Below are 26701 nucleotides of genomic sequence, written 5' to 3'. Positions count from 1 at the left end.
TGCTCATGGCCGGGCAGGGCGCACTGCCGCCGTTGATCGAAACCTTGCCACCCAAGGGCCTGCTGCTGGCACCCATGGAGGGCCTGCTCGACTTCGTGCTGCGCGACATCCTCACGCGTGTGGGCGGCATAGACCGCTGTGTGTCCGAGTTCATCCGCGTCAGCAACACGGTGTTGCCCGACCGGGTGTTCCTGCGCTACATCCCCGAGCTGGCCCATGGTGGCCGCACGCTGGCGGGTGTGCCGGTGCGCGCGCAACTGCTAGGCTCCGACCCGGTCTGCCTGGCCGATAACGCTGCTGCGCTCGCCGCGATGGGCCCGGCCGGGATCGACATCAACTTCGGCTGCCCCGCCAAGGTGGTGAACCGCCATGGCGGCGGTGCCGCCTTGCTGGACGAACCAGAACTGGTGGGCCGCATCGTCGCCGCCGTGCGTGCGGCCGTGCCGGCACACCTGCCGGTGTCGGCCAAGATGCGCCTGGGCTACAACGACGACGGCAAACGCCTGGCCTGTGCGCAGGCGATTGCCCAAGCCGGTGCCTGCGAACTGGTGGTGCATGCGCGCACCAAGGCCGACGGCTACCGCCCGCCAGCCTATTGGCAGCGTGTGCAGGAAATCCGCGATGTGGTGAAGATTCCGGTGGTCGCCAACGGTGAAATCTGGACCGTGGAAGACGCGCTGCGCTGCCGCGCAGAATCGGGCTGCGACCAGCTCATGCTGGGCCGTGGCATCGTGGCCGACCCCGGCCTGGCTTTCGCCATTCGCGCCGCCGATGGCGACACCAGCGCGCCGCGGCAGCTCACGTGGAGCGAGTTGTTGCCGCTGATTGCCGAGTTCTGGAAACTGGTTTGCGCCACGCTGGAGCCACGCCAGAAGGCCGGCCGCCTGAAGCAGTGGCTCAACTTTTTGCGCCGCCGTTACCCCGAGGCCGAAGCCGCATTTCAAACGCTGCGCACGGTGACCGACTTGACCGAGATAGACCGCTGGCTGGCCGCAGAGGCGGGCCAGATCTAGTCGCGGTGTGTGGCCGCAGCCGCGGGGGGCTTTTCGGCCTCGGTCTCGTCGTGTGACAACTCGCGCACCCGCATCAGGGTTTTCTGCAGCACCACGGCGTCGGTGCTGGCGCGGTGGCGTTGGCCGCCGAGTTCTTCGCGCACCTTTTGTTTGACTTCATGCCAACGGTCGGCCTCGTCGCCGCGCATCAGGGCATGCAGGTTTTCCAGTTTGAAGCGTGGCAGCAGGTCGGCCGCGTCATACAGCGCGCCGACCCAGCTGTAGTCGTTGGCCCAGCCATCGGAGTAAACGGTCTGGCCGGCCAACTGCGCGTTCAGCATACGCGCCACTTCGGCCACCGGGCGGCCGCGTGTTTCCACCAGTTCGCGGGAGATGTGGTGCAGGTGTTCGGCCTGTGTATCCCAGTGTGTCCAGCCGGGTTCGGGGCGGATCAAGGTGCAAAAGGTTTTGCCGTCGGGCAGCACATAACCGATTTCGATCGGATAGCTGTTGCGCCCGAAGCCTGAAGCCTCCACATCCAGCACCGTGGGTGGTGCGCGTGGCGGGTCGGTGAGGTGGTCGGACATGCGGGGATGATAAGCATGCTGCGTGACAGTCGGCAAGCCGGCAAACGCCGAGTAAGCCCCTGACGCTGGGCCTACTTCTTCGGCAGGTTGGCGTGGATCAAATGCCCCGCAATCGACAGGCCTAGCGGTGGCACCGGCGGCAGCACATCGCCGGGGCCGAACCAGGCCGCTTCAGCGATCTCGTTTTCATCGAGCCGGATCTCGCCACCGGCATAGTCGGCGGTGTAGGCCACCATCAGCGAGTGTGGAAACGGCCAGGGCTGGCTGCCGAAGTACTGCAGATTGCGCACCTTCACCCCGACCTCTTCAAATACCTCGCGGTGCACGGTGTCTTCTATGGATTCGCCGGCTTCGACAAAACCTGCCAGCGCCGTGAAGAACTGCGAGGCGTTTTGTTTGTGGCGCGCCAGCAGTATGCGCTCGCCGTCTTTCACCAGCACCATCATGGCCGGTGAAATGCGTGGGTAGGCCGAATGGCCGCAGGCCGGGCAACGCACACAGCGCTCGCCGCTGACCAGGCTGGTGGGGCCGCCGCAGGCGCCGCAGAAGCGGTGGGTGCGGGCCCATTCGCTGAGCTGGAAAGCGCGGCCGGCCACGGCCAGCAGTTGATCGTCGATCTGGCCGAACAGGCTGCGCAGCTTGCGAAATACCAAGCCCTGTGGCGCCTCGGCGTCCTGGGGCAGCCATGCCGCTTGGGCGTAGCGGCCGTCGAGTAAACCTATGGGTTGGAAGGTGATGGAGAACGCGGTGAGCGTGACGGTATCCGGCAAGGACAGGTCTTGCTCCTGCACCAGCAACTCGCCACCGCGAAACACAAAGTGCAGCGGCGCCGGGTGGTCTACCGCTTGTAGCAGGGGAACAAAACTGGCGGGGGTTTGCAGCATCTTCTGTGGCAATCCAGGTCAATTAAAAAAGGCTTCGAAACCACCCTCGGGTTCGAAGCGTTGGTGACGAAAGCTCAGCCGCGTGGGACCCGGCACCACGGCTTGTGGCAGGCTGTGGCGTGGGTCGCCGGGGTAACAAATGACGCGCACACCGGCTTCGTCAAACGGCTCCGGGCGCACCACCGGCGGCGGGCGGCTGCGTGCGTCGGCCAGGGCGTCGGCGACATGGGCAAAACGTGCCAGCGCCGACAGGCTCAAGATTTGTGGTGGCGCGAACTTGAGCTGGCCGTCCCAGTATTGTGTGAGCGCCGCACGTGGGCTGAGCCAAAGGCTGTCGGTGGTTTCAAAGTCGTCGTGTACGGCGGTTTGGCCCGGCGGCACGGCGGCGAGAAAGAAGCGGGTGTCGAAACGTTTGTCCATCACCGAGGGCGAGGTCGGGGTGATCCACCGCGACCAGGGCGTCACCGCCCGGGACGACAGGCCAAGCCCTGCCGTGGTGAGCGCCGTGCGCAAGGCCACTTCTTCGCGCAGCGCCTGGCGCACCTGTGCCAATTGCTCCGGGCTGCTGGCCTGGGCAAACAACACGCCGGCTTCTTCAAACGCTTCGCGCAGTGCGGCAACAAAGATGGCGCTGGCCGTGGTGGCATCGGTCTCGGCTTCACCCAATGCGGCCTGCAGCACGGCAGCGGGCTGGTCCAGCAGCGGTTGCCAGGCCGGTGCGGCATCGGCCGCATCAACCTTGCCGCCGGGGAACACATGGGCTCCGCCCAGCACGTTGGAGGCCTGGTGGCGGCGCACCAGAAAGACCTCCAGTCCTTGTGCGCCGTCGCGCAGCAGCACCAGGCTGGCGGCGGCAACCGGAGGACTGGTGACGACGCTGTAGTTCAGTTCCATGTGTGTTCTAAGAGACGGGGCGCGTGGGGGGCTGTATTAAAGTCTGAGGCTATCAGAGTTGGCCACGATGCGCTTGGCGCACCACGCCCACAACGTCCACAACACAGGAGTACAAGCAGATGGATCTGGATTTCAAAGGCCGTGTGGCCATCGTCACCGGCGCGGGTGGTGGGCTGGGACGACAACACGCGTTGGCCTTGGCCGCGCGTGGGGCGAAAGTGCTGGTGAACGATTTGGGTGGGTCGCGTGAGGGTTCGGGTGGTAGCGCCAGCGCTGCCGAAACGGTGGTGGCCGAGATCCGCGCCGCCGGTGGCGAGGCGCTGGCGAATGCGGCCTCGGTCACCGACTTTGCCGCCGTGCAGGCCATGGTGCAGCAGGCCGTGGACGCCTGGGGCCGTGTTGATATTCTGGTCAACAACGCCGGCATTCTGCGCGACAAGAGTTTTGCCAAGATGGAACTCGACGACTTCCGCCTGGTGCTGGACGTGCACCTGATGGGCTCCGTGCATTGCTGCAAGGCGGTGTGGCCGGTGATGACGGCGCAGCAATATGGCCGCATCCTGATGACGACCTCATCCTCCGGCCTGTTTGGCAACTTCGGCCAGTCGAATTACGGTGCGGCCAAGATGGCCTTGGTGGGCTTGATGCAGACCCTGGCCATAGAGGGCGCGAAGAGCAACATCCGCGTGAACAGCCTGGCCCCGACCGCAGCCACACGCATGACCGAAGGCCTGATGCCTGAGGCCGTGCTGGCCGCCTTGAAGCCCGAAGCCGTGGTGCCGGCCATGCTGGTGTTGTGTGCCGAACAGGCTCCCACGCGGCGTATCCTCTGCGCCGGGGCCGGCACGTTTGAAGCCGCCCACATCACACTCACCCAGGGCGCCTGGGTGGGCATAGGCCCGGATGCGCCCGAAGAGTTGTTGGCCCAGTGGGACGCGGTGGTGGACCGTGTGGGCGACAGCGTGCCCGACAGCGGTGCGGCGCAGGGCACGAACGAGGTCGGCCTGGCGCTGGCGCAATTCGGGCATTAAGCATTGGGGCTTTAAGGTAAAAAGCCCCCCAGTGCATGCCTGCTGAGCGTAGGTAGCTACATTTTTTATAGTATCTTCGGCGAGAACCACACCGCAGGAGTTGTGCATGCAGGATGAGATTCTGGAACTCGAGCGCCTCCACGGCACGCCGGGTGAATGGCAAGGCATTTACACGCTGGGACAGAAAAGCCAGGCGCGGTACCTGACCGTGAAGTCGCAACAGCGCCGCGCCATGGCGCTGGCCGATCGCCTGGGTGCGTTGTGGCGCCGCAGCCCACATGGCAAACAGGCGCCACGTGTGGCCATCATCGGTGGGGGTGTGGGTGGGCTCACGCTGGCCAGTTATTTGGCGGAGCAAAGTTTTGCCGCGAAGTTCGGCCATGGTGCCCTGGCGCAGCCCATGCGCTGGGATGTGCTGGTGTTCGAACGGCAGAACCAGCTCGTGCCCATGCAACGTGGCTGTGCCATACGCAAGCTGCACCCCGCCATCCACACCTGGCCGGCGAGCAGTTGTTTTGATCTGCCGCTGCTGACCCAGACCCTGGGGCCGACCGGGCTGCCGCCCACGCTGACCGACTGGCGTGCCGCGAACGCCGGTGACATGGCGGCCAGCCTGGTGCTGCAGGTACTGAGCAACTACCGCGCCGCCTGGAAAGCCAAGCTGAACTGGAGCATGTTGCAGTCGGCCGAAGTCAAGGTGAGCCTCGATGATTCGGGGCTGGCGCCCTACCGGCTCACGGCCGAACAGGCAAGGCGCATAGACCCCAGCCGCGTTGACGTGGTGCCCGACACCGGCCCGTGGCGCGCCGACATCGTGGTTTTTGCGACCGGCTTTGGTGTGGAGGTACCAGGTGCTGACGACAAGCTGCGCCTTTCCTACTGGCGCAACGACGACTTGGGTCAGGCCCCGCTGTACGGGCAGAAGCAACGTTTTGTGATCTCCGGCGCGGGCGACGGCGGGCTGACGGACTTGTTCCGGTTATGCCTTTACGATTTTTCCTACGACGAAGTCATGCGTGAGCTGCTGCCGGTCAAGGACGCGGATATCGACGCGGCGTTTGCTGAAGCAGTGCGCCGCGTGCACCCCAACTCCAAAGCCTCAGAGGCTTTGCGCAGGGACCTGGCGAGCCAGTACAAACGCTTGCTGCGCGACCTGGCCAAGGCGGCGCCGGCCGACGTGTGTGACCTGCTGGACGGTGTCTGGCAAGGCAAGGTGGTGGGAAAAAAGAAGGTTGATGGCCAAAGCCTGGGTTATCTGGCCCATGCCTTTTTGCGCGCGCGTTGCAAAGAGGGGGTCGACGTGTTGCTGCAGGTCTTGCCCGAGTTTGCGCAGCAAGACGCCAGCGGCAACCCGCTGCGGGCCTTGGTCAACAACCCCAAAGCCATGCTTTACAACCGCGTGTTGGCCTACTTGTTGTGGCACATGCACAAGTTCAAAGCCAAGGCCGCCGCTGAGCCCAACCAACTGATACGCAGTGAAAAATGGCAGCCCGGCAGTGTCACGACGATTGCACGGCGCGGCGCGCAATGGCCGGAAGCGGTGTTGGCCAGCCTGGCGGGTGTGTTGCTGGCCGATGTGCAGAAAGTGCTGGGCGCCATGCCGGCTGCCGCAGTGCCGGGCTCAGCCCTGGTCGAGGCTTACCGGCTGGGCCAGGTTTAGCCCAACCAACAGATCAAGCCAGCAGGGCCTGCGCAAACTCGCGTGCGTTGAAGGTTTCCAGGTCTTCGAGCTTTTCGCCCACACCAATGAAGTAGACCGGGATGGGCCGCTCCTGCGCAATGGCGGCCAGCACACCACCCTTGGCCGTGCCGTCGAGCTTGGTGACGATCAGCCCGGTGAGCTGCAGGGCGTCGTCGAACGCACGCACCTGGGCCAGGGCGTTTTGGCCGGTGTTGCCGTCTATCACCAGCAGCACTTCGTGTGGCGCCGTGGCATCGGCCTTTTGCACCACGCGGCGTATCTTCTTCAGCTCCTCCATCAGGTGCAACTGCGTGGGCAGGCGGCCGGCGGTGTCGACCAGCACCACGTCCTTGCCACGCGCCTTGCCGGCGCTCACGGCGTCGAAGCTCACGGCCGCCGGGTCGCCGCCTTCCTGGCTGATGATCTCGACGGTATTGCGGTCGGCCCACACGCCCAGTTGTTCGCGTGCAGCGGCGCGGAAGGTGTCGGCCGCAGCCAGCAGCACACTCGCGCCCTCGCTGGAGAGGTGGCGCGTGAGTTTGCCAATAGAGGTGGTCTTGCCCGCGCCATTGACACCGGCCACCATCACCACCGTGGGTGTGTGTTCACCAATCACCAGCGGCTTTTGCAGCGGCGCCAGCAGATCGGTGATGGCATCGGCCAGCAGGGTTTTGACGGCGGCGGGATCGGTGGTCTTGTGTTCTTTGACACGGCGCTTCAGGTCGCTGAGCAGCTGCTCGGTCGCCTTGACGCCGGTGTCGGCCATCAGCAACGCATCTTCGAGTTCTTCATAAAGCGCCTCGTCGATCCTGGTGCCGGTGAAGACGGTGGAGATGCTGGAGCCGGTTTTGCGCAGGCCGTTGCTGAGTTTGTTGAGCCAGGTCTGGCGCGCGGGCACGTCTGCGAGCACTGCGGGCGCGGCGGTCGGCACGGGCTCAGGCGCAGCCGTTTTACCGCCAAACGGATTGCGCATCCAGCTCTTGGGAGCGCTGTCGGCAGGCTTGGCTTCAGCTTGCGCGGGCACGACAGGTGCAGCCGCTGGTGCTGCTGCCGCAGGCGTGTTTTCGGGCGGCGAAGTTTTTTTCTTGAAAAAGCTGAACATTTGGACCGTTCTTAGAATCCACCATTCTATGAAACGCTACATCCTCCCGTTTTGCTGGGGTCTCGCCACATTGGCGCAGGCGCAAACAACAGCCCCCGTTCCCTCTGTCGCACCGTCGATTTCGGCTCAGCCGACCTCGCTGGCGCCGGATGCAGTCACGCAGTTTGTGCTGCCTAACGGGCTGACGGTCATCGTCAAACCCGACCACCGTGCGCCCACGGCGGTGAACATGTTGTGGGTGCGCACCGGCGCCATCGACGAGGTGGACGGCACCTCGGGTGTGGCGCACGCGCTGGAGCACATGATGTTCAAGGGCACCAAGAAGCTCAAGCCGGGCGAGTTTTCGCGCCAGGTGGCGGCGTTGGGCGGGCAGGAAAACGCCTTTACCTCGCGCGACTACACCGGTTATTACCAGCAAATCCCCGCCGACAAACTGGAAGACGTGATGCGCCTGGAGGCCGACCGTTTTGCCAACAGCCAGTGGCCGGATGAAGAGTTCAGCAAAGAAATCGAAGTGGTGAAAGAAGAGCGCCGCATGCGCACCGAAGACTCGCCGCGCGCCCTGCTGTTTGAAGCGCTGAACGCCGCCGTGTTCACCGCCTCGCCGTATCACCGCCCCATCGTGGGGTGGATGGGGGATCTCGACAGCATGACCGCTGACGACGTGCGCGCCTTCTGGAAACACTGGTACGTGCCGGCCAATGCCGCCGTGGTGGTGGCCGGCGACGTGACGGTGGCGCAAGTGCGCAAGCTGGTCGACAAGTATTACGGCCACATCCCGGCGCGCGCCGTGCCCACACGCAAGCCGCGCCCCGAGCCCGAGCAGGTCGGCATTCGCCGCATCGAGGTCAAAGCCCCGGCCGAACAAACCTATCTGGCCTTGGCGTTTCGCACGCCGCAACTCAGCGCGCAAGATTTGGCGGGCGATGCTTCGGCCATGTCGGCCGCAGGCCAGGACGCACTGGCGTTGACGGTGTTGTCCGAGGTGCTCGACGGCTACCCCGGCGCGCGTATCAACCGTGCGCTGACACAAGGCGAGGGCCGTGTCGCCGACAGCGCTGGCGCCGGTGGTGGCTTGATAGGTCGTGGCCCGCAATTGTTCATCCTGGACGGTGTGCCCGCCGCAGGCAAAACCGCTGACCAGGTGGAGGCGGCCTTGCGCGAGCAGGTGGCCAAGGTGGCGCGCGAGGGTGTGTCCGAGGCCGAACTGGCGCGTGTCAAGGTGCAATGGGTGGCGAGCGAGGTGTACAAGCGTGACTCGGTGATGGGCCAGGCGCGCGAGTTTGGCAACTACTGGGCGCAAGGTTTTCCAGTGGACGCAAGCGAGCGTTTGATCGAACGTTTGCGCGGCGTCACCGCCGCGCAGGTGCAGGCGGTGGCCGCACGTTATTTTGGCGACGACCAGCTCACCGTGGCGGTGCTGCGTCCGCAGCCTGTGCCCGCCGGCCGCAAGCCACGTGCAGCGCCCACGGGCGCACGCCACTGAACCCCAGCAAGAAAGTTGACCGATGATTTTTTTATCTAAAAAGAGAGCGCCTCTCGCTTTGTTGGCGAGTGCTACAGTCTTTTTTGCTTCGCAATCTGCTTGGGCCGTAATCCCCATACAGGCCTGGACACAGGCCAGCGGTGCACGTGTGTTTCTGGTGGAAAGCCCCGGCATTCCCATGCTGGACGTGAAGATAGACTTCGACGCCGGTGGCCGGCGCGACCCGGCGGAGCAGGCCGGCCTGGCATCCATCACCATGGGCATGACCTCCAAGGGTGTGGCCGCACGCGGCAACGAACCGGCGCTAGACGAAAACCAGTTGAGCGAAGCCTGGGTGGACCTGGGCGCCTCGTTCGGTGCCAGCGCGGGTGCCGACCGTGCCAGCTTCTCGTTGCGCACCCTGACCGCGCCCGACCTGCTGCCCAAGGCCGTGGCCCTGGCCGCACGGCAAATGGGTGAACCGGCGTTTCCCCCCGACATCTGGCAGCGCGAACGCGAGCGTATCAAGGCCTCGCTGAAAGAGGCCAACACCCGTCCCGGCGTGTTGGCCAACCGCGCGTTTGAGGGCGCGGTGTACGCCGACCATCCCTATGGCTACGAACTCACCGAGGCGACGTTGGCGCGTATTGCACCGGCCGACATGCAACGTTTCTACAGCGGCGAAATTCTGCCCTGCCGTGCCGCCGTGAGTCTGGTGGGCGCGGTCAACCGTGCGCAGGCCGATGCGCTGGTGCAGCAGTTGCTGGCGCGTTTGCCGCAGCCCGCCGCAGGCGCTGCCGGCTGCCCGGCCTTGCCCGCTGTGCCCGAGGTGGCCCCGCTGACGGCCGCGCGCGACATCAACATTCCCTTCGCCTCGGCGCAGGCCCAGGTGCTGATAGGGCAGCCGGGCTACAAGCGCAATGATCCGGATTACTTTGCCCTGACCGTGGGCAACTACATCCTGGGCGGTGGTGGTTTTGTGTCGCGGCTGACCGAGCAGGTGCGCGAGAAGCGCGGACTCAGCTACAGCGTTTACAGCTATTTCTCACCCGGCCTGCATGCGGGCGCCTTCACCATAGGCCTGCAAACCCGGCCCGACCAGGCGGCGCAGGCGGTGCAGGTGTCCAAAGAAGTGCTGGCGAAGTTTGTCGCGGACGGCCCCACCGAGGCCGAGTTGCGTGCCGCCAAGGACAACCTGGTTGGCGGCTTTGCACTGCGCATAGACAACAACCGCAAACTGCTGGACAACGTGGCCAACATAGCCTGGAACAGGTTGCCACTGGACTACCTGGACACTTGGACCCAGCAGGTGCAAGGCCTCACCACGGCACAAATTCGCGCTGCGTTTGCGCGCAAGCTGCAGCCAGAAAAAATGGTGACGGTGGTGTTGGGCGCGGCGCAGTAGTCGGCCAAACCCAGCCTGCGCGCGCCATCACCCTGGCCAGGTGGCGCGTTGTTGGCAGCCGCTTGGCGTGTGCCGGGAGCGCCGTAAGAACGTCTTGAGAGCGCCGGGCGCGGAATCGGCGCCGCGTCAGTCCTTCAGCATCAGATCTTCTGGCGTCTTGCCACTTTCAAGGGCCTCGACGTACCAGCGCGGGCGTTTGCCGTGGCCCGTCCAGGTGTGGCCCTGTTCGTCTTTGAACTTGATCTTCGAGGCCGGTTTTGCGCGTGTGGCCTTGGGTTTTGCCGGCAGCGTCCTGGCACGTTTGCCCGGCACTGGTTTCGACGGCTCGGCAGCGAACAGGTCAGCCGGCTGCAGCTCATAGTGTTGGATGGCCAGCTTGATGCGCTCAATCACCCCACGCGCTTCCTGCGCTTTCAGCTTCGCGGCCTGGGCTTGCAGCTTCTCTATCTTCTTTTGCAGACTGGCCAGTGTTGTTGCCATGACTTTTCCTTCTATTGCTTTGAGTGCTTCTGGGGCTGCTGATACTTCGTACTGAGGCTTGGGCCCAAGGCGCGTGTGACGTGCGTAGCCCGGGGGCGATCTGCCCCGGCTAGGCGGCCATGATGCCTCTCGCATTTAAACCGCTTTTGGCATTCAAAGGAAATGTCCTGCCTGATCGCGGCTCATGTGCCGCGCCATAGCTGCCGCTACAACGCACCCGCATCACTTTCGCCGGCCATACAGGCCATGAGCCGCTCCACACTCGCTGGTTTCACGAAATGAAAGTCGAAGCCGGCTTCCTTGGCCAGTGCACGGTCAACCTGTTGTCCCCATCCGGTCAAGGCAATCAATTTGGCACTGTGCTCGGCCAGTTCGTGCCGCATGGCGCGGGCGGTGTCATAACCGTTCATCCCCTGCATGCCAATGTCCATCAACACCGTCGAGGGCGGCCGCTGGCGTACCAGGGCCACTGCAGAGGCACCATCGTAGGCCACTGAGGTTTCGACACCTTGCAGCGCAAGCCATTCGGCCAGACTGTTGGCCGCATCTTGGTTGTCGTCCACCACCAGGACATAGCGGCTTACGGGAGAGGGCGACATGGCTTGTGCGGGCGGCGTCAACACTTGTGCGGCTGGTCCGGCCAATGGCAGCCTGATGGTGAATGTGCTGCCCTGTCCAGCCCCGGCACTGATGGCCTGTATGGAGCCGGCGTGCATTTCGGTGAAAACCTTGGCCAGATGCAAACCTATGCCCAATCCGGTAGAGGGTTCACCGGGTGCGCGTTCCTGGGCAAACATCTGAAAGACCTTGGCCAATCCGGCGCTGCTCAAACCTCTGCCACTGTCTTCCACGCTGAAAAATGCCTGGCCCGCTTCCACACCTGCACGAACACAAATGCGGCCACCCACGGGCGTGAATTTGGCGGCATTGGTGAGGAGATTGCCCAGGCTTTGCACCAGCCGCACATGGTCGGCAAAAAGCGCCAGGTCTTGCTCGGGAAGATGCACCGTCAACTGGTGCCTGCGATCGCGTATCGGGGCATCGGCCACCTCCAGCGCGTGCCGCACCACCTGTGCCACCGAGGTGTGGTCCAGGCGCAGTTCAATCTTGCCGGTGTTGATGCGGGCGACTTCCATCAAGTCATCGACCAGGCGCGTCAGGTGTTTGATCTGCCGGTTGACCATGTCGGTCAGTTTGCTGGTTTGCGGAGAAGGGTACAGCCGCTCAAAGATGCCGCTTGCATTCAGTATGGGGGCCAATGGATTGCGTAACTCGTGGGCTAGCGTGGCGAGGAAGTCGTCTTTGCGTTGGTTGAAAGCGCGCACCTGGTATTGCCGTTCGCGTGCCCTGAGCGCCGAACGCACCATGCTCAAAAGTGCCATCGTGCGCACCGGGCGTTCCAGCAAGGTGACGTTGCCCAGATGTTCCACCGCACGCTGGATCACCAGGGAGTCCATGCCGCTCTTGGTCAGCAACAAAACCGGCAGGTCGGACCATGCGGCTTGCTGGTCGACAAACTGGCGCAACAGATGGGCCGTGCTCCCCAGGGTCTCTTCCGCCAGCAGGACGGCGCCTGCACCTTTCTCCAACTGGCTTGCCAGATCCGCTGGAGAACCGCAGACACTGGCCTTGATGCTGGACGCTTGCAATAGTTTCTGCGTCAGGAAGCCGTCCTGCCCGGTTGGCAGGTAAACCAGGACGCCGAGTTCCATCAGGGCTCTCCTGCGCCGGCCTTTTTCTCGGTCAACGACACCGGAACACCTGTGAGAATGCCGCGGTAACCGCGCAACACAGCGCCGACGTAGATGCCCGCCGACGAGATCGCAAAACTCCGTATGGTGCGCTCATGCGCGCTGCCACGTTTCTTGAGCACGGACACGGCTTGTTTGACCTCACCGTCGTCTTCAAAATAACGCAGCATCAACACGTTGTCCGCGACATAGCTGGCGTCGAGTGCCGTGGACATATTGCCGCCCAGCATGCCCTGCTGCACACCGACCAGAATGCTGGCAACGCCATGCTGGCCGAGGTAGGTCAGGATTTCATGCAGGTAGGTGATCAGGAATTTTTCGTCCGGAACCGCGTGTAAATAACCGTTCAGGCTGTCGATCACCAGGACCTTGGTGCCACGCTGTACTGCGGCCACGATGGCGGCAGAGAATTGACCGGGCGTGAGTTCAGCCGGGTCCACCTGCTGTATGGTCAATTGCCCCGCATCCATGGCCGATCGCAAGGGCATGTTGATGCCGTCGGTGCGATGCAATAGGTTGCTGGCGGATTCCTCGAACAGAAACATCGCTGTTTTTTCACCGCGCAGGTGTGCGGCGTAGGCGAATTGCGCGGCCAGCGAGGACTTTCCCGTGCCGGGTGGGCCAACGATGAGTGTGCTGCTGCCCTCTTCGAGTCCGCCACCGATCAGCAGATCGAGTGTGTCCAGACCGCTGCTCAATTGGCGGCGGGTATGGATGCCGCGCGTCACGGATGCCACCAGGCGGGGGAAGACCTCCATTCCGCCACGGCGCAGCACGTAGTCGTGCATGCCTCCTTCGAAGGCGTGGCCCCGGTATTTGATGACCCGCAGGCGGCGACGCTCGGCCCCGTAATCTTTCACCGTGTGGGTCAGTTGAATCACCCCGTTGGCAATGCTGCGCACCTGCAAGTCGCCCACGGCCGAGGTACGGTCGTCCAGCAGCAGGACGGTGCATGCGCGCTTGGCGAAAAACTGCTTCAGCGCCAACACCTGGCGCCGGTAGCGCAAAGGGGATTCGGCCAACAGCTGCAACTCGGACAAGGAGTCCAACACGATGCGCACCGGTTTGAGTGTTTCGACTGCGGTCAGAATCGTCTTCAGCATGTCCGAGAGTTCAATCTCCGACGGATGGAACATGGTGTACTGCGTATCCGCGGCCAACATGTTTTCCGATGGCAAAACCTCATGGACATGGACGCCGGCCATATCCCAACCATGTGACTGCGCCACCGCTTGCAGTTCCTGGGTGCTCTCCGCCAAGGTGATGTAGAGTACCTGTTCGCCGCAGCGAATACCTTCGAGCAGAAACTGCAGGCCCGTGGTTGTTTTGCCGGTGCCGGGCTCGCCCTCGACCAGGTAGATGCGCTCTTTTGTCAGCCCGCCATTCAGGATAATGTCGAGGCCGGGGATTCCTGTTGAAAGCATTCAGTCGACTCCAAGTGCGTGTGTGACCAAGGCATGACGCTCTCAGAATAGCGCCAAGGGCGGTGTGTCAGAATGCCCGGCATTGCAGCATCCAGTACACCGCCAGAGGGTGAAGCCAGTGGAAACAGATCTTATCGATATTTTGGTGGTCGACGACATGCGTGACGCCGCCGAGTCACTGGCGACCTTGCTGGAGATCGACGGCTACAACGTACGCCTGGCCTTTAGTGCACAAGAGGCGCTGGAGGCGATTGCAGTGTCCACACCGCTGTGTGTGCTGCTGGATATCTCCATGCCAGAGATGGACGGCCTGGATCTCACGCGCCACCTGCGCGCCAAGTTTGGCGACGATGTGATCCTGGTCGCCATCACCGGCCACAGTGCCTTGGAGCCGCGTGTCGTCGAGACCTTTGCCTTGGTCGACCATTACTTTGTGAAGCCCATACTCGCGGCCGACATTCGAAAGCTCTTTCCACCTAAAGGCGGCTAAGGGCTTGCCCCTGGGGTTAGGCGGCCGAGGTGTTCCCTGGCAATACAGTCGTGGCCACCATTCCTTGTTGGGAGGCCCAAGTGCTGAAGACTCCTGCAGCAGTAAAGTCGTCAACACCTCCCGCCTTTTGGCTGCCAGGAGTTTGATTAGGCGATGAAGTCGTAGACACTCGATGCGATCCACTTTCGCGCGCGAAAGCGGATATCGACATCTCTGCTCGGCTACTAGGATGTTCGCTTTCGGCCAGGAGCGGAAGTTCGAGCGAGCTTGCCAGAAGGTCACATTAGGCTGATTGCAGTCGTTGGCACGCCTCATGCCGAATTGGAACCATCGACCAAGAGCCGATATTCTTGGCCATCGCTCAACCCAGCGGCACCCCTCTGTTAGCCAAGTACGTTAAGCAAGCCTAAGTAGCAGTGCTATTTCTGCGCTGAAAACGGTCCACCAGCGACATCACAGTCACAAAAAACACCGGCACAAAAATGACCCCGATGACTGTTGCAGCCGCCATCCCACCGATGACTCCGGTGCCCAAGGACCTCTGGCTGGCGCCTCCCGCCCCACTTGCAATCGCCATCGGCAAAACACCGAGAATGAAGGCCAGCGAGGTCATGAGGATAGGCCTAAACCGTAGTTTTGCCGCCTGAGTCGTGGCCTCCAGTAGCGGTACGCCTGACTCACGCAAGCTCTTCGCGAACTCAACAATGAGGATGGCGTTTTTCGCCGCCAGACCGACGATGGTGATGAGCCCCACCTTGAAGTACACGTCGTTGGCCATGGCGCCTCCCCATGGAAGCAGGTTGACCAGCATCAAGGCCAGCACCGAGCCCAGTGCACCAATCGGGACGATGAGCATGACCGACACCGGAATCATCCAGCTCTCGTACAAAGCCACCAGCAGCAGGAAGACCGCCAGAATCGCCAGTGCGAAAAGAATAGGCGCCTGGGCTCCGGCTTGTCGCTCCTGGTATGACAGCCCGGTCCACTCGTAGCCCACGCCAGGGGGCAGCTCATGGATGATTTTCTCAACGGCTGCCATGGCGTCTCCGCTGCTGTATCCGGGACGGGCATCTCCGCTGATGCGAAAGGCCGGGTAGCCGTTGTAGCGCGAAATCTGTGCTGCGCCCAAAACCCACTCGGTGGTCGCAAAGGCACTCAATGGCACTTGCTGACCTGCTGCATTGGGTGCGGTGATTTTCAGGACGGCATCCGGCGACATACGGTCTTCTTGCTGCGCTTGAACCACCACACGTTGCAAACGGCCGTCATTGACGTAATCACCGACCATATTGGAGCCGAAAGACGTAGCCACCGCCGTGCTGATGGCATCGAATCGCACGCCCAGGGCCTCGGCCTTGGCGTGGTCGATGCGCAAATGCAGTTGCGGGGCGTTAGGTAATCCTTCGACAGTGGCATAAGCAATCGCCGGTGCCGCGTTTGCCTTCAGCAAGAACTCTTCGCTCGCACGGCCCAGTGCTTCGAGGCCGATGCCCCCGCGGTCTTGCAAGCGCAAGGCAAATCCGCCCGCGTTACCTAGGCCTTCAATGGGCGGCGGGTTGATGGCCATGACCTGGCCGCCGCGATGGTCTCCGAGCGCAGCGTTCAGCGCGCCAGTTTCGGCTTCTACAGATTGCTCTGCCGAACGCCGGTCCCAGTGTTTGAAACTAGGGAATGCAATGGCAGCGTTTTCGCCCATACCGGAGAAGCTCCAGCCCAGGATGGTGATGACCGAATCGACTGCATCACGCGAGGCCAGGTATTTTTCGACATCGGTCACGACCTGCTCGGTGCGCGCAAAGGTGGCGCCCGGCGGCAGTTGCATGTCGACGATGTTGTAGCCCTGGTCTTCGACGGGCACGAACGCTTCGGGAACGCGTACATAGAGAGCCCCCAGGACGGCGACGAGCATGCCGTAGACCACCATGTAGCGCCCCGTTTTACGCACCAGACGGTGGTTCAGCACATCGAAGCGGTCAGTGAGCTTGCCGAACTGTCGGTTAAACCAACCATAGAAACCTTTGCGCTCGTGGTGCTGGCCTTTGACGATGGGCTTGAGCAGTGTCGCGCACAGCGCCGGCGTGAGCGTCAATGCCAGGAAACCGGAGAACAAGATTGACACCGCCAGTGCCAAAGCGAACTGCTTGTAGATGATGCCGACAGAGCCAGCCATGAACCCTAGGGGCAGAAACACCGCGGCCAGTACCAAGGTGATGCCCACGATAGCGCCCGCCACTTGTTGCATGGCCTTGATGGTGGCTTCGCGTGGCGACAGTCCCTCTTCCGCCATGATGCGTTCGACGTTCTCCACCACCACAATGGCGTCGTCTACCAAGATGCCAATGGCCAGCACCATGCCAAACATCGTCATCATGTTCACCGAGAAGCCGAGGCCGTACATGACCGCGAAGGTCCCCATCAAGCAGACGGGCACCACGATGGTCGGAATCAACGTGTAGCGCAGGTTCTGCAGGAACAGCAACATCACCAGAAACACCAGCACGACGGCTTCCAGCAGCGTCATGACCACTCTGTGGATGGCGACTTCGACAAATTGCGATGTATCGTAGGGCACCGAGTACGTGACACCTTGCGGGAAGTTGACACTGAGTTCGGCCAACTTGGCTCTCACCGCCTTGGCTGTTTCAATGGCATTCGCGCCTGACGCCAACTGGACCGCGCCGGCAGCGGCTTTTTTCCCGTCCAGGCGAGCCTCGAAACCGAAATCTTGCAGATTGGTTTCCAGTCGGGCCACGTCGGCCAAACGCACCGCTGAGCCATCACGATTGGCGCGCAGCACGATGCGGCCGAACTCCTCGGGTGTGCGCTTCTGGCCCTGCAACACCAGCGTGGCGGTCAACTGCTGATCGGTCGCACCAGGCCTGCTACCGAAGCTGCCAGCAGGCACTTGGATGTTCTGGTCGCGGATGGCCTGGTTCACGTCCGCCATCGACAGCCCAAAGCTGCGCAGTTTGCCCGCGTCCACCCAGACCCGCATGGCGGAATCGGCGCTGAAGAACTGCACCTTGCCCACGCCGGGCACACGCCGAATCTCGTTGTTCAGGAATCGCACCGCGTATTCGGACAACGCCACCACGTCTTTGTCCGGATCGTTATCGGTGTAGCTCAAGGCGTAGATGAGCAAGAAGCCGGCATTGGCCTCCGCGACCGTCAGTCCTGTCTGTCGCACGGCCTCGGGCATGCGCGACTCGGCGTTCTTCAACCGGTTCTGAACATCCACCTGCGCCAAGGCAGGGTCGGCCCCTGGCCGAAACGTGACGGTGAGTTCGGCCGAACCGGTCGAACTGGACGACTCGAAGTACAACAGGTCCTTCGTACCTGATAGCTCCTCCTCAATGACGCTGGTCACAGCCTCGGCAATCGTTGCAGCAGATGCGCCGGGATAAGAGGCCGTGATTGAAATCTGCGGCGGTGCGACGTTAGGGAATTGCGATACCGGCAGGTTAGGGATCGAAAGCAGGCCTGCGAGTGTGATGAAGATGGCCACGACCCACGCAAACTTGGGCCTGGCAATGAAAAAATTGGACATGGTGCTACGGCGTCGTCACGCGCGCCTGTGGGGGCCTGATCGCGTGCAGACCAGTGCCTGAAGAAAGCTTGTGAAAGCAGAATGATACGATTAAGTATCAAATGATACACAGTCGACCCGATAGGCTTTGAGGTCTTTATGCGTGTGTAATGTGCTGCCCGTCCGAATAATGCCCCCGTGAACATGACCCTAGACAATGACAAGACCCTTGCTGCCCTTGCAGCGGCCATGGTGCAACAGCCCCGGGGCACGATCCAGGATTGGGCCACTGCCATCGGCGTCGGACGCGCCACACTGTTCCGCTTCTGCAAGACACGCGATGAGCTGTTGTTGCGCTTGTTCTTACACGCGAGCGAACGTTTGGGTGAAGGGGTTGAAAAGGCGAGGCTGCAGGAGGGCCCACCGCGGGAGGCGCTGTCCCGGCTGATCGAAAGTCATGTGGAGCACAAAGAACTGATGGCCTTCATGCTGCAGTTCTGGGACGTTGAAGCGGAGAGGCACCCACTTCTTGCGGAACGCTGGCGAGCCCATGAAGCCGCTTTAGACGCGTTCTTTTTGCGGGGACAGAAAGAGGGGGCATTCCGCATCGATATCACCGCCTCGACGCTCAACGACACCGTCATCTGGCTCATCATCGGACTCATGGACTCCGAGAGCCGGGGGCGAATCGCGCGTGCAAGCCTCAAAACGACCATCGAGCAACTTTTCCTAACCGGTGCGGCCGTTCGATAAATCTTTGATTTGATATCTCTTTCTCAGAGAGCAACTCGGTATTCGTGATGTCGGTACCAACGGCTTCATAGCCGGTTCATCTATCGACTCAGGCTATACAGGGTGAGAACCTGCCTGTAGGCGTCTAATGTGGTGACTGGTGAGCTGGGCGCCGCGATGCCCTCTTGAAATGGGGGCGAATCGACAAACGGGCCACTGGCACACCCAGCCAACAATGCAGCGGACGACACCAGCACCACACGATTGCGCATCCATGTCCCCAAAGAGAAATGGCGCAGCTTCAGGCCGTTTGTTGGGTGGGCTTTCGGTTGATATTGGGTCATGTTGGCAAGCGTGGGCCTAAACAGTTGACGTTCTCGGTGACAACTGCAACGGTATCTTGGCCAGATATGAGCGGTACCGTCTTTTTGTACTGAACGTGGACTTTCTGGCGGTTCCGATGTGCGACATTCAGAACCCAAATTGCGGGCCCATTGCGGAGGCATCAGTGCTGACTTAGGAACCTGACCGCCGGCTTGTGCCAAGGGCTTCAACGCCGTTGCGGCGGCAGTCAATAAACTGAATTTCTGGGCTCAGCGCGGCTTTCGGGGTCATGCCTAAAAAGCGTTGCAGCGCGCGAGTTCCATGCGGCATATCAAAGAAGCCGGCGTCATGGAGTGCTTGGCTGGCTTGAACACTGTGGCGGTGTCTGGACGTGATGCAAGCGGTGCTTGTCATGCTGCGGAAGCGTTGCCAAACCTGGTACCGGCTTAAAGTCATGCCGGTACTACGGCGAAACAATTGTCTGAGATGCACGGCAGACAAGCCGCTCTCCCGGCTGAGGGCCTCGGCCGCCAATCGGCCCTCTGGATTCGCGCCGATGTATTGCGCAGCCACGAGAAGCCTTGGGTCTACCGTCGGGCGCACGAGCTCGTCGGCAAACAGCCCGTCTCGTACCCGCTGAACCCAACTCTCCACAGATGTAGGGGTTGCGGAAGCACTGGTGAGCAACCCGCGCAGCACCGCACCGTGGTCGAACACCGTTCGCCACGGCGCCAATGCAGCCCGCGCGTTCCGATGCACCACCATGCCGGCCTCGGTCATGGGGTCGCAATACAGGATCGCGATAAAGGAGGATTTGGCAGAACTCCATTTACCCGCCGCGTGAAAGAACATCGGGCTGGTACGAGGGAGCAGGTCGTCGACAGCGATCTGCACGGGTGCATTGCTAGGCGCAATCACCAGTGCAGGACTCAGCATCTCCGACCGGCTATACCCTCCCGACAGGGAGGCATACAACAGCCAATCGCTGCCAAGGCCCACAATGGTTTCAGGTACGGTGGGCTGGGCGACAGTGAGCAAGTTGTGTCCTTCTTAAAGTGCCAAGGGCTGTCGCCAACCAGTCAATTTCAGGTTTCAGAGCAGACGAAGCTGGAAGCCTTGGCGGGATCGCCGGAGGTGTACCGGGGAAACTTCGGATACTCGCACAAAGGGCGCTGAAGAACGGGGGCGCCTCGTTTCGCAGTGACGCTCTGGGCGGCCTCATATTTGGATGCGACTAGAGCATTGGGGGCCTCACCGCGCTCCACCCAGGCGTCCAAGGCGGCCAGAAGGTCCGCAGAACCCGCTCCTGGACCATCCAGTTCGTGGCTCACACCAGGGGACGTCAAGAAGCGGGCGAAGTTGCGCGTCTTGGCTTCACCCACCACCGATGTCACTTCCTTGAACCAGTCCGCTGCGCGGTACACGCTCACACATGAATCTGCCATGCCATACCAGAGGAGCAGCTTCCCGCCCTTGTCGGCGAAGGCCTTGATGTCAGGGTTGTTGCCATCGATCATGTTCGACAGCTTGAGGTACTGGGCCGCAAAGAGGGTGGGGTCATGGGACATCAGGTCGACGTCCGGATTGTTCTCCACCACTTTAGCGGCTTCCAGTGGCGCAATGTAGTTAAACCCTGGTGAGTCGAAAGAGCTGCCGAAGAGATAACTCTTCCAGTCGGAGGATGCGGCTCCGCTACGACCGAAGCGCGGGTAGCCAGTCACCCCATTGGCGAGTGTGACCTGTACTTTATGGTCGCTATAGATTCTGCGGATTGTCTCGACCTGGCCCGCCGTGAGGCAGGTGTCGTTGTCCGCACCCTGGCACAGCAAATCGGACGGAATGTAGCTGCAGGCTGCAACATTGCTGATGATCCCGTCTTTGACGCCATCCAGCGCGTCACAAGCCGCGATCTCTGCTGCCGCGAACAGTTCTGTCTTGGCCGGGCTGAGCCAGTTGTCTTTCGAAGCGAAAATCCACTTCATCAGGTCGCCCATGTTGACTTGATGTCCCTGCTGGCTCATCGCCGGCTCCATCGAGACAATGCCGTCGTAGTCGGCCGGATAACGTTGTGCAGAGATCAAGCCTTGTCGCCCGCCGTTGGACTGGCCCATCATGTACCGGCGGGTAGGCGCCTTGCCGTAGAACTCCTTGGCCACCTGCGTGCCAATCTCCAGAGAAAAATGGTTTGCATCGAAGGCATGGTTTCGGATGGCGGCCTCATCGAGGCCCCAGGGGTAAAAGCCTTCGATCTGATGGCCAGAGTCGGAGCTGATCTTGACGTATGGCGTTGCCGACTCGCCAACCAGCCAGTGGTGCCACTGCGAATCGGAGGGGATGAAGCCATCGAAACCGCTGCCGCCTATCGTCAAGGTTTTGCCATTCCACTTGGACGGATCAGGGAGGTCGATGACCCAGTTGATGGTCGACGCGGCCGATGACACGATCACCCCACGAACGGCACACGTCTCAGGCAGAAAGCCGTTGGCGGCACGAAGCTCGGTCTTTGTGAACTTCGCGCCGTGCGGTAGCGTGCTGGGTCGGTATTCGGCGCAAGCCTGAGCCAGTGTCTTCTCCCGCACTGCCAAGGCGCTGTCGCTGCTGCCACCTCCGCAGCCGGAGAGAACGGCGGCAACAGCATAAAGAGCTGTGGCATATAGAAACAGGGCGGACCTGTCCGCGCGACGAGCCAAGCGTTCGTTGTAATGCATAAGAGCATGCCTCCTAGTAGTAGTTTTCGAAAGAATCGACGGTCAGCATCTGCACGCCACGCGGCATGCAAGATGAAGGTTTACTTTACTAACCATCTCTCATGGCTTTTTGCACAAGACGATGGAGCCTACCCCGGGAGTACACGTAGTCAACTAGAACGGAACGAACGTGTCCCCACCGTCCCAGAATCGGAACGGCGAGATGCGGATAACGGAAGATGCGCTAGGACGCGCTATGGAAAAAGCTGCAGCGCATCGGGCGACGCGAACAATGGCGTTTCACCCGCGATGGACTTACATGCTGGCGATCTTCAACAACATCTCTCGCAGCATCAATGTTTCGCCGGGACTGAGGCGCTGGCTGATGGCCCGCTCAGCGATGACCAAACGGCTGGTCGCCGTTTCGCAAAGGCGCATACCGGCCGCAGTGAGTTTCAACACTTGGGCTCGGCGATCCACCTTGCTCGCCGAGCGAGTAATCAACCCACGGCTCTGCAGACTCGCGAGCCGGCCGGCGATGTAAGGCGGGGTGACCGCCAAAGTTTGGGCGAGCGACGAGCCAGATAAGCCGGGGCTTTCGCGTATGAGCATGAGCACGGCATAGTCCACTCGGCTCATTCCCAACGGCTTCCCCGCAGCCTCTTCAAACATGGCATTCGTCACGAGCGATGCCGCGACCAACTGAAAACCGAGAACGTCGCGCAGGGAAACGTCACCCTCAGCATTAGGGCTTGGGGATGGCTCCAGAGCGGCGGTCTGTGTGTGTTTGGTCATCCCCCGAAGTCTATTGGATTGCCCAACCAAATTGGGCTTCACATCTACGGCGGAGGCTGAGTAACCGTGACCTCTAGGCGGTCTCAGCGTATTCCCTCATCCATCGTTTTGTACAAGACCCGCAGCAGTCAAACTAATTAAGCTAGTTAACGATCTAGCACATGGAGGAGATGTCTTATGCGGTGCTGGTCGTTGGCGGGATGAGGATTGGGAAGGGACATATTCGGCCTTCCCGAGATTTGTTCCTTTGGCGCGATGCGTCGAAAAACCTAGGAAACGCGAGGACTTATGAAGACAAATCGGAGAGATGTTTTGGCGGCAGGCGTTGCCATGACAGTTGGCAGTGCCGGTGCGGCTGGGACCAATAATCCGGAACTTTTGGGTGCGCAACAAGAAGAAGCGTTGCGTTTCGACCCGGGTCGATACCGCGGCAAAAACTACGACCCCGTTCGGACAGAACACGTCATGGACCTGGTGGTCACCTGTTCCAATCCAGAGTCCATGGGCCGCAGTGAAAAGGGGCCACTCGGCATGCATGGCAAGGCCTGGCCTATCGTTGGCGGGCGCTTTGAAGGTCGCGGTGGCCTTCGTGGCAGTGTGATTCCCGGCGGAGCCGATTTGCCCGTTGTGCGACCCGATGGTGTGGAGTGGATTAACGCGCTTTACCGTCTTCGGGTAGAAGACGGAACGATGATTGTGATCCACAACCAGGGCATCTACGTGCCAAACAAAACGCGGCTAGCCCCCGTCTTTCAAGTCACCGCTGGACCATGGGATTGGCTCACCAAATCACTTTTTATCTGCACCTTGGTCGAAGACATCCCCCCACGTTGGATCAACGCACGCGGGCCGAATGAGAATGATCGCTTGCTGCAGGTGCATCGCGTTTACTGACGCAAGCTGACGATGGTCACGCTATGAAGCCCGAGCGAATACTTCTCGCCGTGCTGCTCCGCGTAATCCGAACTCCCGACGCAATGAGCCGACAGCCGCTTGCGGCTATTCGCGCAAGTTGAATGGAGTACGTGCTTGGGGCCGCGCCTGCGGCCCCTTTTTTCACTCAGGGACCGGTACTGGGCAAGAAGCATGGCGAAGGTCATCTTCAGCTCGAGTAGCTAGTCCAGGCCAGCCCATAACCGCGTTCGCGCAAGCGTATGAAAAATGAATCCAAGTACGATTGGATGCATCCGAAAGACCAGTTGCCCGACACAGAGCCAAGAAGACGCTATGTCCGAACCATACGCACAACCCTCCACCATCCAAGCGCTGAAGGAGCGCATTGCCGAGCTTGAAAATCAGCTTGTAGAAGCCCAGCAGGATGTAGAAACGCGCAGGAACCAAATCGCCGCTGAAGCTGTGCGGAATTTGCGGTCCCATGGCGTCATATTGGTCTACGTAGGCGAGGAAGATTTCAGCCAAGTGTGTGCAGAAGCGAGCAGCACGCTCCCTCTACTGCACATGCTCAAAGACGATGTCCGACTGCTGAGGAATGCGCCTGTATCACCGGCCGCGAAAGAGGCGCTTTTTGATGCCGCTCAGCACTTGTTGCATCGATGGCAGTAGATCGTTGGCCTGCGCCTCATTGCACAGCGAGTATTCGCGATTGCTAGAGCAGTGGTTTGTTCGGCGCTACCACCGATTCCGCTATCTTGGTTGCCATGGCGTCGACAGCCTATACAGCTACAGCTATCGATGCCGTCCGCTGGCAGGTTCGATGCCCTTTGCGCTCGCTGGCGAAAGGCTGATTTGGAGCCGTAGGAATGACCGAATTGAGTCAAAAGTACGTACTTTTGAGGGGCGGTTGAGTGACTGCTCTCGCTTCGTGGCTGTCTTTAGTGGTTCGAAAGCGGACGGCAACTTAGGGCCCAAAGCAGCTATGCAGTTCGCTCCGAAGCGGTCATTTAAGACTCGCTTCGAGCCTCAAAACACAGAACTGCTTCTCTTTGCTAGTCGCCAGCTAAGCACGAGACCGGAGACGCCGAACACAGAGCAGACCGCAACTTGCCAGAAGAAGAAAGACTCCCAGAAAGCGAACGCCGCAGGTTCAACTTCTCTAAGAACAGCCTTCTTTGCTTTGCCGCCAAACTCTAAAACACCAGTTTCAAGTCCCACGGAACGGATGTGCCAGCCACCTACGGCAACGGCAAGGAACATCGCAGAGCCAAAGAGCAACGCTCTGACCGGCGAGTTTGGTCTTGAAATTTTTGTCATTGGAGCAAGGCCCGCTATTGGTCGTCAGCCGCTAAATAAGATGCCGACCCAAGCCACCACAAGCAGCAAGAAAAAATAGAAAAGTCCACCTACGGCAGAAAGACCTAATCCTGTCACAACTCTCTGTCCATCACGGACAAAAGATAGTGCTCCGGCCCGCCCATAGATTCGAGCTTCATCGCCGGCGAGGTTTACGCCTCGCCACCTCCCTGAAGACAGCCCAAAAACAACAGCTCTTCCCGTGAACATCAAGATGGCATCTAACACGAGGCCAAAGGCAAAAACAAGTGCGTCCATTTGCGTTGTTTAAGGTGGTGCGATTGTCCGGTTCTGGCCAGATTCTGCCTGATACCTAGCCGACTCAGTCGGGCTCTCGCCGACCTTCCCGGTACGCCAAGGCAGTGATTAACGAAGCAACAGCGAAGCAATCAAAAGGCCGAAAGCAGTGGCCGCGAGCACTAAGATGACTGCCACCTTTTTTGCCGACCATCGGAAAAGCGGAACCAGGGCGAGCGCACCTGCTACAGCGAGTGTCGCTGCCCCCTGGAGCTGTGCGGTAACGCCAGTTACGCAGGTGTATGAACCACGTCCCCGATAACAGTATTCGGCGCCAACCAGTGCATGAGCGCCTGTTGCAAATGCGACTAGCGCAAGTACGAGTATCAGCCAAGGTAGAGCGCGGTCAACCCAATCTCGACGGGGCGAGGACTCCAATACTGTCATCTCCGCCTCCAGCTTGCTGAAGAACCGATGCAACTGTCGTTTCGGGTTGCTCATTGAGTGATGTGAATGTCCGCAAGTGGCCGAGAGCGAACATCCTAGCAGGCGCTCTAAGCCTAGGTCGCAATAATTCGTGTCTATGACTTTATTGCAATGTCTACGACTCTATTGCCATGTCTACGACTTTATTGGCAGAGAACACGAGGCTTGCAGCCTTTGCAAGATTTCGGCGAACAAGGGGCGCGCAGCCACGGTGGGCTGCAGGCAGTCGTCGCGCAAGCTGGACCAGGCTTGGCGTATCGCCTCGGGCAAAGACGGCTGCACCCGCAGCAGCAGTTCTTCCAGCAGGCAGCCAAAGGCGCGTGCTTCCAGCCGCTGCAGGTTTTGCGACGGCGCGCGCTGTGGCGGCAGGAACGAGGCGGCGCCCATGTCGCCTAGCAGGCAGTGGCCTTGGTCGTCGCATTGCAGGTTGTGGGCGTAGAGGTCGCCATGCAACAGTCCGCGCGTATGCAGATGGGCCACGGCAGCGGCTACACCGCTGGCAATGTTGAAGGCATTCGCCGGGCTGAACGAGGTGCCGGGCGCATACACGTCGCGTGTGCACGAAGCCAGGCTAGGCGGGCCCGCCAGTGTTTTGTAGTGCAGCGGTATGAAGTGCAGCACCAGGCCAGCCCGGCCTTGCGGGTGATCGGCCAGTGGGCCCGCCATGGGTATCAGGTTGGGGTGCTGGCCCACGGCCAAGTTGGCGGCCATTTCGTTCTGCGGCCAACCATCGCTGGTCACTTCGCCTTTGAACAGCTTCACGGCCACCGGCATGCTCGCGTTATCACCATCGCGCTGCCACTGGGCTTGGTAGATCAGGCCCGAGGCGCCTTCTCCCAGCAGTTGGCCTATGCTGATCTCGTGCCAGTGGATGGCGCGGGCCGCAGGGGCTGGGGCAGGCACGGCACTTTCCATGGGGTTGCCGGCGCAAGCGAGCCAGCTCAGGCGCGGCATGCCGAGCAGCCACTCGGGCAGGGCGTCCAACCGATTGGCGGCGATGCGCAGCAGCTCCAATGCGCGGCACTGTGCCAATTCAGCCGGCAGCTGTGTCAGGCGGTTGCCCGCCAGCATCAGCTTTTGCAAACCATGGCAGTGGCCAATGGCTGCGGGCAACTGTTCTATGCAGTTGTCGGTCAAGATGAGCCAACGCAGGCGCGGCGGCAGGGACTCTGCCGGCACGTGTTCGATCCGGTTGGCTTTGAACCCCAGCATCTCCAGCTGCGCGCATTGGCCCAGCACCGGCGGCAAGGTGGTGAACGAATTGTCGGAGCAGAAGATCACCCGCAGCCGGTGCAGCCGGGGCAAATCATCGGGCAGGCTGGTCAGCGCATTGCCCGAAAGGTTGAGCACCTCCAGGCTGTCTGCGAGCGCAAAAATTTCGCGCGGGAACTCGACCAGGCCGCAGGACAGGTCCAGCCTTTGAATGCCGCTGAGTTCACCGGCACGCAGTGCGGCGAGGGTGTGCACGGGGGCGGAAC

Annotated in this window: 23 protein-coding genes; 9 read left to right on the top strand and 14 right to left on the bottom strand. The window is 61.2% G+C overall.

The genetic code is table 11. The features are described 5' to 3' along the window. Positions 1 to 5: 5 nt before the first annotated feature. Positions 6 to 1013, top strand: a complete 1008-nt coding sequence (locus ACFQ95_RS06735) for a tRNA dihydrouridine synthase (protein WP_422830097.1) — start codon at positions 6 to 8, stop codon at positions 1011 to 1013. Here the strand turns inward: ACFQ95_RS06735 and ACFQ95_RS06730 are convergent. The 3 genes from ACFQ95_RS06730 to ACFQ95_RS06720 all read right to left on the bottom strand — a co-directional run bounded on the left by ACFQ95_RS06730 (position 1010) and on the right by ACFQ95_RS06720 (position 3357). Next, entirely contained in the window at positions 1010 to 1579 is a 570-nt protein-coding gene (locus ACFQ95_RS06730) for a hypothetical protein (RefSeq protein ID WP_422830068.1), read from the bottom strand. The two genes, ACFQ95_RS06735 and ACFQ95_RS06730, sit on opposite strands and share 4 nt — an antisense overlap. Positions 1580 to 1650: 71 nt before the next feature. After that, a complete protein-coding gene (gene nudC / locus ACFQ95_RS06725; protein ID WP_422830067.1) occupies positions 1651 to 2463 on the bottom strand; it encodes an NAD(+) diphosphatase in 813 nt (270 codons plus the stop codon). A gap of 18 nt (positions 2464 to 2481) precedes the next feature. Further along, positions 2482 to 3357, bottom strand: a complete 876-nt coding sequence (locus ACFQ95_RS06720; protein WP_422830066.1) for an NUDIX hydrolase — start codon at positions 3355 to 3357, stop codon at positions 2482 to 2484. 119 nt (positions 3358 to 3476) lie between these two features. On the opposite strand from ACFQ95_RS06720, the gene ACFQ95_RS06715 reads away from it, so the two are divergent. Next, complete coding sequence (locus ACFQ95_RS06715) at positions 3477 to 4388, top strand: SDR family NAD(P)-dependent oxidoreductase (RefSeq protein ID WP_422830065.1); 912 nt, start codon at positions 3477 to 3479, stop codon at positions 4386 to 4388. Positions 4389 to 4494: 106 nt separating this feature from the next. Then, positions 4495 to 6048: a hypothetical protein gene (locus ACFQ95_RS06710; RefSeq protein WP_422830064.1), complete on the top strand. Its 1554-nt coding sequence runs from the start codon at positions 4495 to 4497 to the stop codon at positions 6046 to 6048. 13 nt (positions 6049 to 6061) lie between these two features. Here the strand turns inward: ACFQ95_RS06710 and ftsY are convergent, their stop codons facing one another. Further along, positions 6062 to 7171, bottom strand: coding sequence for a signal recognition particle-docking protein FtsY (ftsY, locus tag ACFQ95_RS06705; RefSeq protein ID WP_422830063.1), 1110 nt, complete (start codon positions 7169 to 7171; stop codon positions 6062 to 6064). 28 nt (positions 7172 to 7199) lie between these two features. On the opposite strand from ftsY, the gene ACFQ95_RS06700 reads away from it, so the two are divergent. After that, positions 7200 to 8657: a M16 family metallopeptidase gene (locus ACFQ95_RS06700; protein ID WP_422830062.1), complete on the top strand. Its 1458-nt coding sequence runs from the start codon at positions 7200 to 7202 to the stop codon at positions 8655 to 8657. 22 nt (positions 8658 to 8679) lie between these two features. Further along, positions 8680 to 10041 (top strand): M16 family metallopeptidase, encoded by a 1362-nt coding sequence (locus ACFQ95_RS06695; protein ID WP_422830061.1) that lies wholly within the window; start codon positions 8680 to 8682, stop codon positions 10039 to 10041. 126 nt (positions 10042 to 10167) lie between these two features. Here the strand turns inward: ACFQ95_RS06695 and ACFQ95_RS06690 are convergent, their stop codons facing one another. The 3 genes from ACFQ95_RS06690 to ACFQ95_RS06680 form a co-directional block, all read right to left on the bottom strand. Continuing rightward, complete coding sequence (locus ACFQ95_RS06690) at positions 10168 to 10521, bottom strand: H-NS family nucleoid-associated regulatory protein (RefSeq protein ID WP_422830060.1); 354 nt, start codon at positions 10519 to 10521, stop codon at positions 10168 to 10170. A 206-nt stretch (positions 10522 to 10727) separates the two neighbouring features. Further along, entirely contained in the window at positions 10728 to 12233 is a 1506-nt protein-coding gene (locus ACFQ95_RS06685) for a hybrid sensor histidine kinase/response regulator (RefSeq protein ID WP_422830059.1), read from the bottom strand. Continuing rightward, on the bottom strand, positions 12233 to 13696 hold the full coding sequence (locus ACFQ95_RS06680) for an ATPase domain-containing protein (RefSeq protein WP_422830058.1): 1464 nt from the start codon (positions 13694 to 13696) through the stop codon (positions 12233 to 12235). Before ACFQ95_RS06680 ends, ACFQ95_RS06685 begins: the two co-directional genes overlap by 1 nt. A 118-nt stretch (positions 13697 to 13814) precedes the next feature. On the opposite strand from ACFQ95_RS06680, the gene ACFQ95_RS06675 reads away from it, so the two are divergent. Next, a complete protein-coding gene (locus ACFQ95_RS06675; protein ID WP_422830057.1) occupies positions 13815 to 14186 on the top strand; it encodes a response regulator in 372 nt (123 codons plus the stop codon). A gap of 406 nt (positions 14187 to 14592) precedes the next feature. Here ACFQ95_RS06675 and ACFQ95_RS06670 read toward each other — a convergent pair whose 3' ends face one another. After that, entirely contained in the window at positions 14593 to 17733 is a 3141-nt protein-coding gene (locus ACFQ95_RS06670; RefSeq protein WP_422830056.1) for a multidrug efflux RND transporter permease subunit, read from the bottom strand. A 177-nt stretch (positions 17734 to 17910) separates the two neighbouring features. Between ACFQ95_RS06670 and ACFQ95_RS06665 the strand changes: the two genes are divergently transcribed. Next, the gene (locus ACFQ95_RS06665) at positions 17911 to 18465 is read left to right on the top strand and encodes a TetR/AcrR family transcriptional regulator (protein WP_422830055.1); all 555 of its coding nucleotides are present in this window, start codon (positions 17911 to 17913) and stop codon (positions 18463 to 18465) included. 495 nt (positions 18466 to 18960) lie between these two features. Here the strand turns inward: ACFQ95_RS06665 and ACFQ95_RS06660 are convergent, their stop codons facing one another. The 3 genes from ACFQ95_RS06660 to ACFQ95_RS06650 all read right to left on the bottom strand — a co-directional run bounded on the left by ACFQ95_RS06660 (position 18961) and on the right by ACFQ95_RS06650 (position 22250). Then, positions 18961 to 19806, bottom strand: a complete 846-nt coding sequence (locus ACFQ95_RS06660; protein ID WP_422830054.1) for a hypothetical protein — start codon at positions 19804 to 19806, stop codon at positions 18961 to 18963. 47 nt (positions 19807 to 19853) lie between these two features. After that, entirely contained in the window at positions 19854 to 21476 is a 1623-nt protein-coding gene (locus tag ACFQ95_RS06655) for a tannase/feruloyl esterase family alpha/beta hydrolase (RefSeq protein ID WP_422830053.1), read from the bottom strand. Positions 21477 to 21770: 294 nt separating this feature from the next. After that, complete coding sequence (locus ACFQ95_RS06650) at positions 21771 to 22250, bottom strand: MarR family winged helix-turn-helix transcriptional regulator (protein ID WP_422830052.1); 480 nt, start codon at positions 22248 to 22250, stop codon at positions 21771 to 21773. 288 nt (positions 22251 to 22538) lie between these two features. On the opposite strand from ACFQ95_RS06650, the gene ACFQ95_RS06645 reads away from it, so the two are divergent. Together ACFQ95_RS06645 and ACFQ95_RS06640 are read left to right on the top strand one after the other, a co-directional pair. Then, complete coding sequence (locus ACFQ95_RS06645; protein WP_422830051.1) at positions 22539 to 23144, top strand: DUF3237 domain-containing protein; 606 nt, start codon at positions 22539 to 22541, stop codon at positions 23142 to 23144. A 333-nt stretch (positions 23145 to 23477) separates the two neighbouring features. Then, positions 23478 to 23813, top strand: coding sequence for a hypothetical protein (locus tag ACFQ95_RS06640; protein ID WP_422830050.1), 336 nt, complete (start codon positions 23478 to 23480; stop codon positions 23811 to 23813). A 357-nt stretch (positions 23814 to 24170) separates the two neighbouring features. Here ACFQ95_RS06640 and ACFQ95_RS06635 read toward each other — a convergent pair whose 3' ends face one another. The 3 genes from ACFQ95_RS06635 to ACFQ95_RS06625 all read right to left on the bottom strand — a co-directional run bounded on the left by ACFQ95_RS06635 (position 24171) and on the right by ACFQ95_RS06625 (position 26690). Continuing rightward, positions 24171 to 24404 carry a hypothetical protein gene (locus tag ACFQ95_RS06635; RefSeq protein ID WP_422830049.1) on the bottom strand — a complete coding sequence of 78 codons (234 nt, stop codon included), beginning with the start codon at positions 24402 to 24404 and terminating at the stop codon, positions 24171 to 24173. An 81-nt stretch (positions 24405 to 24485) separates the two neighbouring features. Beyond that, positions 24486 to 24758 carry a hypothetical protein gene (locus tag ACFQ95_RS06630; RefSeq protein WP_422830048.1) on the bottom strand — a complete coding sequence of 91 codons (273 nt, stop codon included), beginning with the start codon at positions 24756 to 24758 and terminating at the stop codon, positions 24486 to 24488. Positions 24759 to 25358: 600 nt separating this feature from the next. After that, positions 25359 to 26690: a leucine-rich repeat-containing protein kinase family protein gene (locus ACFQ95_RS06625; RefSeq protein WP_422830047.1), complete on the bottom strand. Its 1332-nt coding sequence runs from the start codon at positions 26688 to 26690 to the stop codon at positions 25359 to 25361. Positions 26691 to 26701: the final 11 nt, after the last annotated feature.

This window comes from Variovorax sp. HJSM1_2, from assembly GCF_049316285.1.
Lineage (GTDB): Bacteria > Pseudomonadota > Gammaproteobacteria > Burkholderiales > Burkholderiaceae_C > Rhodoferax_B.
This window is presented reverse-complemented; position numbering and strand designations above follow the sequence as displayed.

Excerpts from the sequence above, each read along its gene's own strand:
- ACFQ95_RS06690 (WP_422830060.1), bottom strand. The coding sequence starts at position 10,521 with ATGGCAACAACACTGGCCAGTCTGCAAAAGAAGATAGAGAAGCTGCAA.
- ACFQ95_RS06720 (WP_422830066.1), bottom strand. The coding sequence starts at position 3,357 with ATGGAACTGAACTACAGCGTCGTCACCAGTCCTCCGGTTGCCGCCGCC.
- ACFQ95_RS06630 (WP_422830048.1), bottom strand. The coding sequence starts at position 24,758 with ATGGACGCACTTGTTTTTGCCTTTGGCCTCGTGTTAGATGCCATCTTG.
- ACFQ95_RS06640 (WP_422830050.1), top strand. The coding sequence starts at position 23,478 with ATGTCCGAACCATACGCACAACCCTCCACCATCCAAGCGCTGAAGGAG.
- ACFQ95_RS06635 (WP_422830049.1), bottom strand. The coding sequence starts at position 24,404 with ATGTTCCTTGCCGTTGCCGTAGGTGGCTGGCACATCCGTTCCGTGGGA.
- ACFQ95_RS06710 (WP_422830064.1), top strand. The coding sequence starts at position 4,495 with ATGCAGGATGAGATTCTGGAACTCGAGCGCCTCCACGGCACGCCGGGT.
- nudC (WP_422830067.1), bottom strand. The coding sequence starts at position 2,463 with ATGCTGCAAACCCCCGCCAGTTTTGTTCCCCTGCTACAAGCGGTAGAC.
- ACFQ95_RS06700 (WP_422830062.1), top strand. The coding sequence starts at position 7,200 with ATGAAACGCTACATCCTCCCGTTTTGCTGGGGTCTCGCCACATTGGCG.
- ftsY (WP_422830063.1), bottom strand. The coding sequence starts at position 7,171 with ATGTTCAGCTTTTTCAAGAAAAAAACTTCGCCGCCCGAAAACACGCCT.
- ACFQ95_RS06650 (WP_422830052.1), bottom strand. The coding sequence starts at position 22,250 with ATGACCAAACACACACAGACCGCCGCTCTGGAGCCATCCCCAAGCCCT.
- ACFQ95_RS06730 (WP_422830068.1), bottom strand. The coding sequence starts at position 1,579 with ATGTCCGACCACCTCACCGACCCGCCACGCGCACCACCCACGGTGCTG.
- ACFQ95_RS06680 (WP_422830058.1), bottom strand. The coding sequence starts at position 13,696 with ATGCTTTCAACAGGAATCCCCGGCCTCGACATTATCCTGAATGGCGGG.
- ACFQ95_RS06715 (WP_422830065.1), top strand. The coding sequence starts at position 3,477 with ATGGATCTGGATTTCAAAGGCCGTGTGGCCATCGTCACCGGCGCGGGT.
- ACFQ95_RS06655 (WP_422830053.1), bottom strand. The coding sequence starts at position 21,476 with ATGCATTACAACGAACGCTTGGCTCGTCGCGCGGACAGGTCCGCCCTG.
- ACFQ95_RS06685 (WP_422830059.1), bottom strand. The coding sequence starts at position 12,233 with ATGGAACTCGGCGTCCTGGTTTACCTGCCAACCGGGCAGGACGGCTTC.
- ACFQ95_RS06670 (WP_422830056.1), bottom strand. The coding sequence starts at position 17,733 with ATGTCCAATTTTTTCATTGCCAGGCCCAAGTTTGCGTGGGTCGTGGCC.
- ACFQ95_RS06645 (WP_422830051.1), top strand. The coding sequence starts at position 22,539 with ATGAAGACAAATCGGAGAGATGTTTTGGCGGCAGGCGTTGCCATGACA.
- ACFQ95_RS06735 (WP_422830097.1), top strand. The coding sequence starts at position 6 with ATGGCCGGGCAGGGCGCACTGCCGCCGTTGATCGAAACCTTGCCACCC.
- ACFQ95_RS06695 (WP_422830061.1), top strand. The coding sequence starts at position 8,680 with ATGATTTTTTTATCTAAAAAGAGAGCGCCTCTCGCTTTGTTGGCGAGT.